The sequence below is a fragment of the Bradyrhizobium genosp. SA-4 str. CB756 genome, from assembly GCF_000473125.1.
Lineage (GTDB): Bacteria > Pseudomonadota > Alphaproteobacteria > Rhizobiales > Xanthobacteraceae > Bradyrhizobium > Bradyrhizobium arachidis.
In genome coordinates, this window is record NZ_KI421499.1 from 6355504 (window position 1) to 6370160 (window position 14657).

The window sequence follows — 14657 nt, forward strand, 5'->3', positions numbered from 1 at the left end:
ATGTCAGATACACTTGATTTGAACGCTCTCCCCAACTGCTGCTCATGTTGCGAGACTCAGATGGGCTCCCATCTTTCACGATGCACGCTCTGGGCCAGTTCCAATCAGAGCAATCGCCGGCAATTGTCTGATTAAAGTCGAGATTGGAGGCTGCTTGACCGATTCGTGACATCGAAAGCGTTCGGTTTCGGACCAAGCACTCAACAATTTCCATGCGCACGCACCGCCCCCTTATGCCTTCTGCGAGGTCGAGCGAACAAGTTCAGAGAAATTCTCTGCCGGCTAAACGAGATCATGGCCGCGCTGCCACGAAATGGCTCACCGTGAAACGAACGCGCTTCGTAATTCAGTTAGCGCCTAGGCACTCGCGCTAGCACGACATTATGAATCGTGGCGACTGCGCATATCATAGGTGCCATGTGCCGAGATTCCGGGAGTGTCGGCAACACCGATGCGCTAGTCTGCACCGCTTTGGGAGTGACGGCACTTTGAGAAAACAAACAGATGCTCCTTCTTTAAGTGGTGTCTCGCTCAACGTCGCGAACAGCCGCTGATCGTTGCACCGTCGTCTGTGTTGCGTGAAGACACAGGGACGAGGATGCCCTCGACGGCTAAGGCTCGGCAGTACAGGATCCGGGATCATAGCGGCTTGGTATATCCGCCTCCCCACCTTTTATCTCAGCGCCGCCGATCGAGTCGCGTTTTGCCGCCAAGCACGTGGATACCTGAGTCACTCGGGCTCGAAGGATTTCGCACGCAAGATAATTTGGCCGCGCGCGCCGCGACAGAGCCGTTGAAGGTGACATATTGCAGCTTCTGACCAAACTGTTAGGTGGATCGTCATGCGTTGGTCCGCGTAAGCGACACGATTCGTTCTGGCCAAGATTCATGGTCCTGATCAATCACCACTGTTGGTAGTTGATCAGGCGAGCGTCGAACGCCACTCTCTGGCCTCTCCGAGCTCCTTTTCTTAGGCTGGTTGTCTTTAAAGACCCGGTTTGGTGGCTGGACGCAAAAATGAAAGACACGAGTGGAAGATCAGAAGGCTTTCGTCGACCTTGAGCCCCCTTCCTGCTCGCTCCGGTGTGGAGCATTTCGCACATGGTTGTAGCATCCTGAACATCGCGTGGGTGCTTAAACGACGCACAATACCACTCGATGGCTAGAATGGCCTGTCTTCCAATCCTACTCGCTCCGGAAATGCCAGCTAGCATATGCAAAGCGCTGGTACGACGCTTGCTTAAGGATGAAGCGACGTGCCATCGAGGCGCCCCCGCCAGAGCGACTCCTTAACAAGTGGGTAACTATATGTCCGGTGTCGCCGGTGCATTTTTCTGCGCTTCAAGCGAACCATCGCCCCGTGTCGTTGATCAGCTGAACAAAATGATTCCGACACTTGCACTCCGTGGGCAAGCGGGCGTCATCGTCTCTGCTTTTATGCAAGAGCGTGGGCTCCGGTATGGAAGGGCCTTTCAATCGAACGATGGCTCGGTGCGCATTGACTGCATCGAACAGGACCCGTGCTTTCGGCCTCATGTTGCAATCGCGCAGATCCGTAGCGGATCCTGTGGAGCTAGGGATGGCGACGACGTGCAGTCAATTCCTAGCCGCCATTTTGCCATTGCTCTGGACGGCGCCTTGGTGAACGCTCATGAACTCAGGAGCGAAGTACTCGCTCGAGGCCAAATAACAGATACGAATACAGACGCCGAGCTCTTGCTGAGGTGGATTGAACACTCTTGCGAACGAGAATATTGGCGTCACGGCCGACCCGCAAACTACGAAGCTATCTTTCGCGAGCTTGATAATCGTATCGATGGGGCCCTTAGTGCGCTTTTGCTAGATAAGAACGGAGATCTTGTTGCATACCGCAGTCGAAGCGGTTTGCGACCATTGGAGACTATGCGAGCAAGTAATGGCTTGCTGCTCTTTGCTTCTGAAAATTGCGCCTTCGCAGGCTTGGAAGGTGAGATCAGCCAGATCTCGCCTGGGAGCATACAGCGCATGGATGCTAAGACCGGCGCCAGCGTTGACCATGCCCTGAACTGCCGAGGACATAAGGCCAAGCTCTGCGCGTACGAAGCCCTCTATTTGGGAAGTCCAAACACATCGGTCGAGGGCCATTCACATCGCCAAACCCGTTACAACATCGGGCTCTCTTTGGGGAGAATTGTTGCGGAGCGACTTCAAGCAGCGCCACTCTTGATGCCGCCAATCGTGTCCTCAATGCCAAATACTGGGGGGCCGTACGCCGATGGTCTGTTTGACTCTCTCGCCGAACAGGGCGTGCTTGCCGAGCGTAGTGACGTAGTGGCAACGCAATTTCATGAGCGAACGCTCCTCGGCAGAACCAGCGCCCGGCAATCTCGCATTGCCCGGAAGTATCGAGTGTCGGAACCCGCCGTAGCTGAACGGACCGTAATAGTTGTCGACGAAGCCCTCATTCGAGGCGATACCAGCCAAGCCGTCACAACGATGCTCCTTGCCGCTGGAGCCAAACACGTACATTGGGCGATAGGTTCTCCCCCTATAGTTGCGCCAAACTACTACGGCATGGGTATTGATACGCTAGATGAGCTCGCATTCTGGCAGGCATTGAAGCGGCTACCGTCCGAACTGCGCGCCCAATGCCTTCGCTTCCACAGGATGGAGCCGCCAGCGCTCGGAATCGTTGAGAGCAACATTGCGACGGCGATCCAAGCGGCATCGATAACTTATCTGCCTTTCCGCGCCCTTGTATCCGTTTTGGCCAACAGGCTAGAGGGCATCGATCTGTCACCGTTCACGTTCGAGATGCCGACCGCCGCTGGACGGCAGCGCGCGCGTAGGCACTTGGAAGCGTTGCTGGCCGCTCTTCCTGTCAATACCCGCCTGAGGTCAGGATCATGAAACCCGCTCTCGTATTTGACTGGAACGGAACACTGCTCGATGACACCTATGCGCTGCTCGAAACGACCAATGTCATTTTGGACCGCTTTGGTCGTCGGAGCATCGATATAAAGACCTTTCGGGATCATTGTGATGTTCCCCTCTCTCATCTCTATCGTAGCCTTGGAATGTCGCGCGAAGAGATTGAGGCAGTTGAGCGTGACGATGGCGCACTGTTTCACGACTTATACGAGCCTCTTGCGGACAAGGCCGATCTACGTGAGGGGGCGCGCAGAGTGCTCGAGATGGCGCGACGACAATCCGCTCCACTCATCATCCTCAGCAACCACATAGTCGCGCCTTTACAGTCCCAGCTGAGGAGGCTTGGAGTAGATCACTACGTCACCGATGTGCTCGCTTTTGAAAGCCGCGCCACGCAATACAAATCGATGAGCAAAAGAGAGCGGCTTCGGCTTTATATGCAAAGATACGACCTGAAGCCCGCATCAACCTTCATCATCGGCGATATGCCCGTGGAGATCGATATTGCACGTAATCTCGGTCTGACGAGCATATCCATCACCGGAGGATTTGTTTCGACCTCGCGCCTGCAAGCCGCGCGGCCAGATTACACGATCAACAACCATCACGAGCTGCTGCCCATCCTGCAAAGCCGTGGCTACTTTTCGGAATGCTAAGTCATGAGCAAGGAACCATCAGCGAGCGCGGCTCCCAGACTGATCAAGCAAAGCGTAGGGCTTATCGGAGCGGGGCGCATGGGAACAGGTATAGGCATCAGCCTGCTGCGTCAGCAACGCGAACTCCACATCAAAGGCAACAAGAAGCGGTTCGGTGCCGATCGCCTGATAAATGCAGGGGCCCGCGAACATACGTCGATCGCTGAGTTGGCGCAGCATGTAAGTGTGGTGGTGTTGTGCTTGCCGTCCAGCCGCGAAGTTGAGATGGTGTGCCTTGATGACGATGGACTATTTGGCCACATGTGCCGAGGAGGCTTGATAATTGATTGTACAACTTCGTATCCTGCCTCGACTATTGCATTGGCGAAGACGGCGCAAAGACGAGGTCTAAGCTTTATTGATGCTCCCGTAACACGAAGCCCCGAGCAAGCAGAGCTCGGCCTTCTCAATGCGATGGTTGGATCGGATACAACACTCTTTCCCGTCGCTGAACGCATTCTTGCTGCGTTTTGCGAGACCGTGACGCATGTTGGAGATGTCGGACACGGCCACAAGCTCAAGCTTGTTTACAACAGCATGACTATGGGCATAGCTGCGGTCGCCGCTGAGGTCTGCCAATTCGCGGATAGTCTTCAGATAGATCTTGTAACACTACGGTCTTTGGTCAGTCGGGGCTCTACGAACAGTGGAATATTCCAAGCCTTCGCCGCCTTTTTGTTGGGAGAGAAACCGGATGCACTGGCAATCTCGATTGCAAATGCTGCAAAGGACATCGAGTGTGCTGTGCGCCTAGCGCGCGAGAGTGCCGTTTCCGTGCCGGTCCTGGATGCTGCCGCGCAGGAACTCAACCTCTCAGTTGTCGCAGGCAAAGGTGAACTGACGCTACCACATTTGGCCCTATCGTAAACGCTTGGTATGGCTCCAAGCGGGCCATTTTTCCATGTACCCCTCGACTCCCTCGTCATCGAGAACGATGATTAGGACGAGACGGTCCGCATCTTCAAAGAAGTCGGCGGCGTTTCATTCGACGATGGGCGGAGTTCGATCCAAACAGCCTCAAGGTCAATCGCATTCGCGAGGAAACCGAGTATGGCGGACTGCGTATCACCGCCGACGCATTATTCCGCCAAGGCCCGTATCGTTATCGATATGGCCTTTGATGATGCGGTCGAACCGGGTCTACTGGAAATGGACTTGTCGGTTCTCCACGATCTTCCTGCTCCGCATCTGCGCGCTTATGCGCGTGAGATGGTCATCGCCGAGAAATTCGGCGATGGTCATGCTGGGCCGCGCCAATATTCGTGGTGCTCGCGGGCTATGATTGGCGCGGAGGTTTGAGGGCTTTGGACGCAGCTGTTATCCGTCCGCGCCGATTTGCCGGACAAGATATCTTACTTCTGCTCCCGCCTGAATGAACAACAAGGTGTCAGTCCCGCAAAGAAAAAGAACCGCTGCCGGAGTTCTCCGACAGCGGCTCAAGTCTGGGGAGAAGGCAGACGTACCGGTCTGCCAGCGGAGAAGGGGAAAGCGCTTGAGGCGATCCGGCGGCACTGTCGAACAATCGTTCTGCTCCGGTTTGGCACCTGGGATTCCGGTTCTAGCTCGCCTGGCTCACAAATTTGGTGTCGAGATAGCCCTCGATTGCCTCGAGGCCACCTTCCGAGCCGAAGCCGGACTCCTTCGTTCCTCCGAAGGGCACTTCGGGAAGCCCCAGCCCATGATGATTGATCGATACCATCCCGCATTGGAGATCGGCCCCGATCGCGGCCATGGTTGCGGCGGATCGCGTGTAGGCATAGGCGGCGAGCCCGTAAGGCAGTCGATTGGCCTCCCTGACAACGTCGTCATAGGTTTTAAACCGCGCAATCGGGGCGACAGGGCCGAACGGCTCTTCATTCATGATGCGCGCTCGTGGTGGAACATCGGTCAGGACCGTCGGCGCGAAGAAGTATCCGGCATTGCCGATACGCTTGCCGCCGGTGCGCAACTGGGCGCCGCAATCGAGAGCGTCCGCGACAAAGCTCTCCGTTGCGTCGAGCCGACGCGAATTGGCGAGCGGTCCCATGCGGCTGTCTCTCTCAAGACCATTGCCAACCTTGATCGCGCTAGCCTCGGCAACAAACCTCTTGACGAAATCTTCATAGACACTCTCATGCACCAGAAACCGCGTCGGCGAGACGCAGACTTGGCCGGCATTGCGGAACTTGTTCGCCGACAAGATTCTTGCGGCCTTCTCGACGTCGGCATCTGGGAAAACGATGGCAGGCGCGTGCCCGCCGAGCTCCATGGTGGCGCGCTTCATGTGGGCGCCGGCAAGGGCTGCGAGATGCTTTCCGACTACGGTCGAACCGGTGAAGGAGACTTTACGGACGATAGGATGGCGTATGAGATGATCTGAAACTTCGGATGGCAGCCCGAAGACGAGATTGATCACGCCCGCCGGCAAGCCCGCATCCGCGAAACTACGCACCAACTCCATGCAGCTCGCTGGCGTCTCTTCAGGTCCCTTGACGATGATGGAGCAGCCGGCCGCAAGGCTCGCCGAAATCTTCCGCACGGCCTGGTTGATCGGAAAATTCCAGGGCGTAAATGCCGCAACCGGCCCGACCGGCTCCTTGGTCACGAGCTGAGCGACATTGCCAAAGCGCGCCGGCACGATCCGCCCATAAGCGCGCCGCCCTTCTTCGGCGAGCCAGTCGATGATATCGGCAGCGAGGAGCGTTTCGGCACTCGACTCGCTCAGCGGCTTACCCTGTTCGAGGGTCATGATTGCAGCGATGTCGGCTGCGCGCGAGCGTATGAGCTCGGCGGCCTTGCGCATGGTCCTGTACCGGTCGAAGGCTGAAACCTTTCGCCAGATCTCGAAGCCGTCCGCGGCGGCCGCGAGGGCACGATCAAGATCACCGTGGGAGGCGTAAGGCGTTTCGCCAATGGGCTGTCCGGTCGCGGGGTTGAGGATCTCTTCCGAGCGCTCCGCCTCCCCTTCCGTCCATTCCCCGGCAATGAACATCTTGATCTGGGGGTACACAGGTTGTGCCTGCACCGCTTGTTCCGGATTGTTCATGCCTCAATGTCCCCAGCGAAGAGCGAGCGGGTTGAGTTCGTGCGCAAGCTCGATCAATCCAGCTCTCGTCGCCGGATGGAGCCGATCGAGCGGATGCCGCACTGCTTCGCATTTGATCACACCACCTTCAGCCATCACGCTCTTGGCAGCGCGCAGGCCGCACTGGCGGTTCTCGAAATTGATGAGCGGCAGCACCTTTGCATAGGCTAGAGCGGCTTCCTGCCTGCGTCCCGCTTTGTGGTGATCGAGCACCGGGCGAAGCAGATCGGGCAGCAGCGCACTCGACATCGTTCCGGTCGCACCCGCGTCGAGGTCTGCCATCATCGTGATGGCCTCCTCCCCGTCAAAAGGACCAATGATGGCCTCACCGCCGAGCTCGATCAGACTGCGCAACTTGGCAGCAGCAAACGGGACCTCGATCTTGAAATATCTGGCGAGCGGCACCTCACAAGCGAGGCGGACGAGAAACGGGACCGTCAATGTAACGCCGGAGAGCGGCGCGTCCTGGACCATGATTGGAATCCCTGCCGCGTCTGCGACCCGGCCGAAATGCCCAATCATGGCCCCGTCATCCGCCTTGAGGCTTGCACCATGATAAGGCGGCATCAGCATGAGGAGGCTTGCGCCACGTTCGGCCGCAGAGCGGGCGCGTTGCACCGCAATCTGGGTGCTGAAATGGCTGCAGGTCACCATGACTGGCTTGCGGCCCGCGACATGTGAAAGACAGAGCTCGACCAGAATGTCGCGTTCTTGATCAGACAGCAGGAACTGCTCGGAATAGTTGGCTAGAATGCAGATTCCGTCCACGCCTTGATCGATCATGCAATCCAGCACGCGCCGCTGCCCTTGGAGATCGAGATCTCCAGCCTCCGTGAACGGCGTCGGAGCGACCGGGAACAAGCCGCGATAGATGGGAGTTTTCGCATTTCTCATGTGGAGGATTCCAGACAGGAGGCGGTCACTTGCTGTCGAACGGGGGCAGCCATCGCAAACATCTAAGGAGTGGCGCCGATACCGGCGCACTTTTTTTGACAGATTGACTGGCGTGGTGTCACAAACGAGATTGGTTTGAGGCTTTGCTCGCGTTGGACGCCTTTCGTGCCTCCTCATTAAATCCAGCCAGGCGGCACCAGGTCGGTGAGGACGGCAAGACATTCAAACAGGAAGTAGCTTCCGAAGATCAGCTCGACGTTCTGGGCCGCATCGATATCGCGCACAATCGCCTTTCGGGTGAAGCAGCCGCCGGTGAGCATTCCAGGCGGGCGCCGGTCATCGGGAGTAGTCGGCGTCAGGTATTTCGAGATCAGCTGAGTAACTGTTCGCTCCGCAAATAGTCTGTATTTGGTGCCCCGCTCGGGACCAAGTGCGGATGCGAGGCGCAGTGCCGCGGCAGCAGCGATAGCAGTGGCCGCAGTATCCCTGCTGGTGTTGGGGATCGCCGGATCGTCGAAATCCCAGAAGGCAATGAGATCCGCAGGCACATGATCGATCCACCAGTCAAGAAGGCGCACGGCGTAGTCGCGCCATAGCGGTTCGTCCGGGCGGACCATGGCGGCGTGAGCGGTGTAAAGCATCGCCCATCCCTGCGCCCGGCCCCAGGTGCTGATATCGCTATATCCCTTGTGCGTGTGCGTTCTGAGCACCTTGCCGGTGTGTGGATCAAGGGTGGAAGACTGGATAACTGAATTGTCCTGCCGTACGTGGATCTCGAGGACACGCCGCATATGTGCATTGGCGACCTCCTCCATCCGAGCATCGGAAAGCTCTTCCGCGGCCCAATAGAGCAGGCCTGTCGCCTGAAGGGAGTCGATGCTGCTCTCGGAGGCTCCGACTGCGCTCGCCTCCTCGGCATCCCTGCCCAACGGTATCAGTCCGAGCTGTGGATCGAACATATCACGAAGCGACCTTGCAGCTGTCAGAGCCACCTCGCGCGCGTTTTCGTCCTCGAACAGGATGCTGCCGAGGGCGCCAGCATGATAGAAGCCGAAACCCTTGAAGGCCGTAAGCCGCTCGGCACGCGGCAACATCCGGCTTAGCGCAGCACGCGCGTCTTCGATTGGGAACTGCCTGGGATCAGCGAGATGCGCGAGCCAAAGCTCGCCGACAAAGGCCCCGCCGGTCCAATCACCATCGGGCGTAAACGTCCATTTTCCATCGGCAGCACTCGCCCGGTGTGGCAAGCCCGAGTGTGCAGTGTCCCTGGTCTCGGCAATGCGCTTCAGCATACGCTCGCGCGCGAGCAGATATTGGCGTTCCGTCATGGCTTCTGGTCCAACATAAAACTCGCCGCGCGGCTTTGGCCTGGCGGCAACTGAAAGCTTTTTACCAACAGATCCTGGCCTGGCGTGAACGGTTAATGTTCACCAGACTTCCAAGCGTGCGCTTGGTTGCATCGCTGCCGAGGAGCACGCCTCGTCAGCAACACCGCAGGGAAAGCCGCGCGCAAGTTGATGCTGATCACCACGCCCTCCTGACGTAAGCGCGCTACTTTCGAGAAGTCACTTTGGTCGTTCAGTGATGGGAGTCCGCAGCGCCGATGGCGCCCGTATCGTAAAGATGCTTCAATTTCCTGGCGTCATAGCCCAGCTCTTTCAGAATCTCTTCCGTTTGCGCACCGAGCTTTTGCGGGGGTAAACGCACGTCCGGCTGCTCGCCGTCGTAGCGCACGGGATGGCTGACGAGGGTGATGGGAGTTCCAGTCGCGCCGGTCACGACCTGGAAATTTCTGTTGTGCGCAATCTGCGGATCCGCAACGACGTCGGCATAATCGTTCACCGCAGCGTGCCAAATTCCGCGCGCCTCGAACAAGGCGATGCATTCGGTGGTTGTGCGTTTGGCGACACTGGGCGCAATCATGGCTGAGGCCTCGTCCCGCCGGCGATACGCCTCCTCGTCAGGAATTCGCTGGTCGACCGGAAGGTCAAGCGCGTCTGAGAGCGCCTCCAGCGATCCCAAAGAGATCGCAATGTGTCCATCACGTGTTGCGTAGATGCCGTAGGGCGCGCCGTAGTACCAGCCCGCCAGCGGACCCGGCTGACGGACGTCGTCAGGCCTTTGGCCGTTCAAGTAGCAGGTAAAAGATTCCATCTGTAGGTCGAGCGCAGCCGATAGTAGGCTAACATCGACGCGGCAACCCTGCCCCGTGCGCGCTTTCCTCACCAGGGCAGCCAGGATGCCCGCCGCAAACAAGGCGGCGCCGTGATGATCAATGGCAGAAACGCCCACAGCCCGCGGCCCCTGCTCGCGACTTCCGGTGATCATCGCAAGTCCTGAGAGGGCCTGGATCAAGAGATCCTGGCCTGGGCGGTTGACGTAGGGCCCGTCAGGACCGTAGCCGGAGGCAGCCGCATAGATGATCTGCGGATTGATCTTCTTTGCATCCTCGTAGCCGAGACCGAGCTTGTCGAGCACACCCGGGCGGAAGTTCTCTGCGATCACATCCGATTTCGCGATCAGTTGCCTGGCGATGACGACGGCTTCGGGTTTTTTCAGATCGAGCGTAAGGCTGCGCTTGTTGCGGTTGCCCGTAAGAAGCAACATTGACTGGCCATCAACCCGCTTGTCCGCCCCGCCCCATTTCCTCTGAAAGGCCCCTCCGGGCGGCTCCACGGCGATTACGTCCGCACCGAGGTCGGCGAGAAACTGCACGCCGACCGGACCCATCAGAAAGTGATTGAGGCTGAGGACACGAATGCCCTTCAAAAGATCGACCATACGTCCTTGCTTTCGGTTTTGCCTGAAATCGAGCTGCTTGGCGCTCGACCCCTGAAATCGATTTCAGACTTAGGCCGCGCAAGAACCGGAGTCAAGCGAATCGACCAACTTTCGAATGAGCTTCGCTTCCCCCGCTCGATGTGCGCATGAGAGGGCCAGAAATAGCGCCGACGGCCCGTATACAGGGCTTGAGAAGGTGGCGCTCGTGATGGTTTAACCCACTTGAGGGGGTGATCCTCTCCTTCTCTTGGTTGACCAACGCAAATGGACAAAAAACCTCTAATCGCGCCAAAAGGCCGCCAGCAGCCGCGCGTGAAGATCGAGGACGTTGCTCGGAAGGCGAATGTGTCGCCGGCGACGGTGTCGCGGGTGCTCAATCACCCCGATATCGTACGGCCGGAGCTTCGCGACAGGGTCATGCGGCATATCAATGACCTCGCCTACACGCGCGATAGCGCAGCCAGAGCATTAAAATCGGGACGCATGCGGACCGTCGGCGTCATCGTTCCGACGCTGGCGCTCGGTATCTTTGCAGAAGGGGTCGAAGCGCTCCAGAACCGCCTCAGCGAAAGCGGCTACACGCTGTTCATTGCGAATTCGCAATATGACCAGCGGCGTGAACTTCAGGAACTGCAAAGTCTCATTGAACGTGGCATCGATGGAATCGTGCTGGTCGGAGCTTCCCACGGACGGGAGCTGAGGAGCCTGATCGAACAGGCAGGCGTACCCGTCATCACCACCTATGTTGCCAAGTCCGGCGGCGGCATCCCCGCGATCGGAATCGACAACGAAAGCGCCACCCGCGAGATGACAGAGTATCTGCTAAGGCTTGGACACGTCCGTTTCGGCGCAATTGCCAACGTTGTTGCTGCGTCAAACGACAGATCCCGCGCCAGGCTCGAGGGAATTCAGCGCGCGCTCTCGGACGCCGGCCTCCCGCTCAAGCCAACCCAGATCGTCAAGGCCGATTATTCGCTTGCCCAAGGCCGTAGTGCCCTTCGTCAACTCCTCACCGATCATCCGGACACGACAGCAGTCATCTGCACCACCGACACGCTTGCCATCGGTGCAATGGCAGAGGCTCGCAAGATGGGTCTGGCCGTACCGGCCACGCTTTCCATCACTGGATTTGACGATGTGGAGCTGGCGGCGCAAATGGACCCGCCGCTCACAACGGTCAGTGTTCCGGCAGCAGAAATCGGCCGGGGAGCCGCCGATTATCTCATCAATGCCATCGCTGGAAGTCCTGTCCCGAGAAGTGTCGTGTTGCCTTATCGGCTGGTCATGCGCTCATCGAGCGCGCCGCCGCGGTCCAGCGTCCGTCCCGCCCGGCGCGGGCGCAGTCGAGATCATTGATCGGGCTCCGGTTCTTTAAATCCGTTTCAGAACCGTGGCCTATCCCTCGCGCCGAGGGACCCGGTGAGGCATTCCATTTCACCAATCGCCCGTCAGCAACTTTGCTGAGCATGCGACGCGCGCCTGCACGACCATCAACCGAACTAGCGGCTTCTCAATGCTCGCGTTCAACGTGAACGGAATGAACGGGCGCGTGATGGTGGCTGGCGCCGAGTTCGTGCAGTCTATGATGCAAGCGATGATGCGCAAGCTCCAGGGCAGCTCGCAGTCGCGCGTGTCGCGCTTCATCGGACTTGGGAGCAAGCGTGTCCATATAGGCGATCGATCCCTCGATTTGTGCAAGGACCGAGACTGCATCCGCGGTGGCAAAGATGGGCATCTCGCCTACTTTGACATATACCGCACTGGTGTGCGCCGCAATGTCGGCCTCGCGTCCGGCGACACTGCCCCGAACGCGCAGTGCGATCCAACATGAATCGCTAATGGGCACGGAGAGCTGCCCCTTGCACGATAAACCCCCGCATCGAATCTCCTCGAGGACCGTGCCGTTACATATGAGCTCCACTCGTGCCGGCGGAACGCTGACTGATTCAATCCGCCAGTCGATCGTGAGGGTGCCGCCTGAACGGGGAAGGACCACCGTGCCTCCAGGGCGGCGTCCTTCAACGATCATCTCAACCAGAGGACCGACCGTGATGAACGTGTCCCCGCTGCGCACGGCATCCATCCAGTTGCGATACGTGAAGTCGCGTTGGCCCAGCCGCACATAGGTCCGCGAGCCCCCGAGCAGTGCGGCCGCGTCCATCTTGTCGGAGCCGGCCACGAGCGGCAGATGGTACCCGATATTGAGGTAGCGATACCAGTCGGCAAGACCAAATGCGCTGATCTGCGCGGTCCGCGGGTTGAACGACATCATTTCGATGGCGTCAACTAGGCCGAGCACAATATCGGCCGCACGTTCCGCCTGCGGGTTCGGCGCATGCGGCATCACGACCAGGCCCCCTTGCTGACGGCAGCGCTCCGCCCAGTCGGCCATGGTCGCTTCCAGAACATGGCCGATCGCAGCTTCGTTGGACCCGCCGCAGGAGAGCGGATTGATCATCTCACCTTCGTAGCCGAGCAGCGATATGTGCCCCAGAACCTGCATCCGGTTCTCCGTGCCGACCCGAACCAGGAATTCCCCGTCCCCGCCGAAATCCTTTGCCCCGATCGTCGTGTGTCCATCGAAATCGGCGACGTTGGTGAATAGCTCGCCCCACTGTGCGGCGAGCAGGTTGACGACGTTGACATCCTCCGCCTTGCCCTCAAGCAGCGCCGTCTGCGGGCTCAGGAAATGAACGTGCGTATCAGAGCTGACCCATCCCTGTTCGCGCCAGCGCAGCACACGGTCGAGCTCAAAGGTGAGATTGTCCGTCGTTGCGGTGATTTCGATGATGGTGCGCAGCGGGCGCACCTCAAAACCCCTGCTGATCTCTACGAACACGGGCCCGAGCGGCAGGTCCGCCTCGCAGCTGCCGTCCACGTAGGCGTACTGGTTCAGCCCATTGGCAAATTCGCCCGAAAAGTCCTCGAACCTGCCGGTATTGACCTTGCGGTGATGTCCCTTGGGTGGCAGATACTCTCCGTGCGCACCATGGACATGCAGTCGCGCGGCAACACGCACCCCGCTGCCCTTCTCCACGATGCGGATCTTGACCGGCCTTGTGGCCGGTTCGACTGCGGCCACATTAAGCGAGGCGCCGCCTTCGTTACCGCCGCCTTCCAACGATCGAAGCTCGAACATATGCAAGCGGCCATCGTCGGAGCGCAGATAGAGCCTTGCGTCGGGATGCGCGGAGTACTCAACGATGACTTCGTTGGCCGAGCGCACGGGTTGCACATCAACTTTGGCGCCCAGCCAATCCGCTCTGGAGTACTCGAGCACTGCGCGGGCCGAGATGACCGTGCCGAGGTCCATGCCGATCTGCTCGCCTCGATCGTCGACATCGAGCTCGCCAAGCTTATTGAGATGAACCCCGGGCGGCAGCCTCACCTTCAGCTTGCGACGGCCGTGGAGGCGCAACGGGTGCTGGGTGAGCGTGGTCGTGGTCGTGGTCACCGCAAAGACAAGCGAGATTTCCTGTTCCGCGTGCAAGCTTAGCGCCGAAAGCTCCTTGTCCGGACAGGGGTTCGGGAGCGCGTAAAGCCACAGGTTCTCACCTTGTCGATCCATACGTCCCGATTGGGTGCGGGCCTCGCCCTGGAAGAAGCTCGCCCCCGGCGCTCTGCCGAGTATAAAGTCCTCGCCCGTGCTTGCATGCACGATGGGGCCGCGTAGCGGCAGGGCTGCGAACGCACTCGCACTCCAGGAGATGTGGTTCTGCTGGATCGCGAAGCGGCGCAGCACCGGCACGTCGGTCTCGCTGCCGTCGGCATAGCGGAGCCCGTATGTCGCCACCCGGTCGCCGAGTGGATTACCTTCAACAGGTAGCGTAGCAGGGCCGATCTCTCCGAAACCCTCGGGACTTGTACTGGGGCGGTCTGCGACCACTTGCACGAACAGCACATAGCTCGCCGTTGCCCGCGGCAACGCAATTACGGCAGGAGAGGCCCCGGGGCGCAGCTGCAGCACATCCGGCCCTGTTTCGGTGCCGAACAGAAAGGGCATGCCGCGATGAGTCTGGAGCCCACGAAGCGAATCGATCCAGCCGGTATCACCCGGGCGGGCCGCGAACCCTTCCGTATTTGCGCGCCTGGCGTTGAAATATCGCTTCAGGTCCACAGGCGTGAAGTGCGGCGATGAAGGTGTTTTCATGCTTCGAACTCGAACTTCAGGAACTCTGGTGCCGCGCAAGCAGTCTTTGTCTTGTGAATGACTGCTCGCGGAAGGACGCTTGCGCCAATCCCATGCTCATGCCCAGCATGAATGGATACGCGCGAACCCTTATGTTTTGCACCCGATGCGAACACTTTGCGTC

The 14657-nt window shown here is 59.0% G+C and carries 10 protein-coding genes; 5 read left to right on the plus strand and 5 right to left on the minus strand.

Translation table 11 applies throughout. The features are described 5' to 3' along the window. Window positions 1-1308 precede the first annotated feature (1308 nt). The 4 genes from BRAGE_RS50185 to BRAGE_RS55115 all read left to right on the plus strand — a co-directional run bounded on the left by BRAGE_RS50185 (window position 1309) and on the right by BRAGE_RS55115 (window position 4904). Window positions 1309-2889, plus strand: a complete 1581-nt coding sequence (locus BRAGE_RS50185; protein WP_231164233.1) for a hypothetical protein — start codon at window positions 1309-1311, stop codon at window positions 2887-2889. Next, window positions 2886-3566, plus strand: coding sequence for an HAD family hydrolase (locus tag BRAGE_RS0130575; protein ID WP_027564956.1), 681 nt, complete (start codon window positions 2886-2888; stop codon window positions 3564-3566). The genes BRAGE_RS50185 and BRAGE_RS0130575 overlap by 4 nt, the downstream gene beginning before the upstream one ends. A gap of 3 nt (window positions 3567-3569) precedes the next feature. Then, on the plus strand, window positions 3570-4472 hold the full coding sequence (locus tag BRAGE_RS0130580; protein ID WP_027564955.1) for an NAD(P)-dependent oxidoreductase: 903 nt from the start codon (window positions 3570-3572) through the stop codon (window positions 4470-4472). Window positions 4473-4655: 183 nt separating this feature from the next. Continuing rightward, window positions 4656-4904: a hypothetical protein gene (locus BRAGE_RS55115; RefSeq protein ID WP_027564954.1), complete on the plus strand. Its 249-nt coding sequence runs from the start codon at window positions 4656-4658 to the stop codon at window positions 4902-4904. Window positions 4905-5163: 259 nt separating this feature from the next. On the opposite strand, the gene BRAGE_RS0130590 is transcribed toward BRAGE_RS55115, so the two are convergent. The 4 genes from BRAGE_RS0130590 to BRAGE_RS0130605 all read right to left on the minus strand — a co-directional run bounded on the left by BRAGE_RS0130590 (window position 5164) and on the right by BRAGE_RS0130605 (window position 10344). Further along, a complete protein-coding gene (locus tag BRAGE_RS0130590; protein WP_051378179.1) occupies window positions 5164-6630 on the minus strand; it encodes an NAD-dependent succinate-semialdehyde dehydrogenase in 1467 nt (488 codons plus the stop codon). A 3-nt stretch (window positions 6631-6633) separates the two neighbouring features. Next, entirely contained in the window at window positions 6634-7563 is a 930-nt protein-coding gene (locus BRAGE_RS0130595) for a dihydrodipicolinate synthase family protein (protein ID WP_027564952.1), read from the minus strand. Window positions 7564-7739: 176 nt separating this feature from the next. Next, window positions 7740-8891 carry a glycoside hydrolase family 88 protein gene (locus tag BRAGE_RS0130600; protein WP_027564951.1) on the minus strand — a complete coding sequence of 384 codons (1152 nt, stop codon included), beginning with the start codon at window positions 8889-8891 and terminating at the stop codon, window positions 7740-7742. 250 nt (window positions 8892-9141) lie between these two features. Then, the gene (locus tag BRAGE_RS0130605) at window positions 9142-10344 is read right to left on the minus strand and encodes a CaiB/BaiF CoA transferase family protein (protein ID WP_027564950.1); all 1203 of its coding nucleotides are present in this window, start codon (window positions 10342-10344) and stop codon (window positions 9142-9144) included. Between the two features lie 264 nt (window positions 10345-10608). Here BRAGE_RS0130605 and BRAGE_RS0130610 point away from each other — a divergent pair, with 264 nt between their 5' ends. Then, entirely contained in the window at window positions 10609-11700 is a 1092-nt protein-coding gene (locus tag BRAGE_RS0130610; protein ID WP_027564949.1) for a LacI family DNA-binding transcriptional regulator, read from the plus strand. Window positions 11701-11854: 154 nt separating this feature from the next. Here BRAGE_RS0130610 and BRAGE_RS0130615 read toward each other — a convergent pair whose 3' ends face one another. Further along, a complete protein-coding gene (locus BRAGE_RS0130615; RefSeq protein ID WP_231164232.1) occupies window positions 11855-14494 on the minus strand; it encodes a CehA/McbA family metallohydrolase in 2640 nt (879 codons plus the stop codon). Window positions 14495-14657 lie beyond the last annotated feature (163 nt).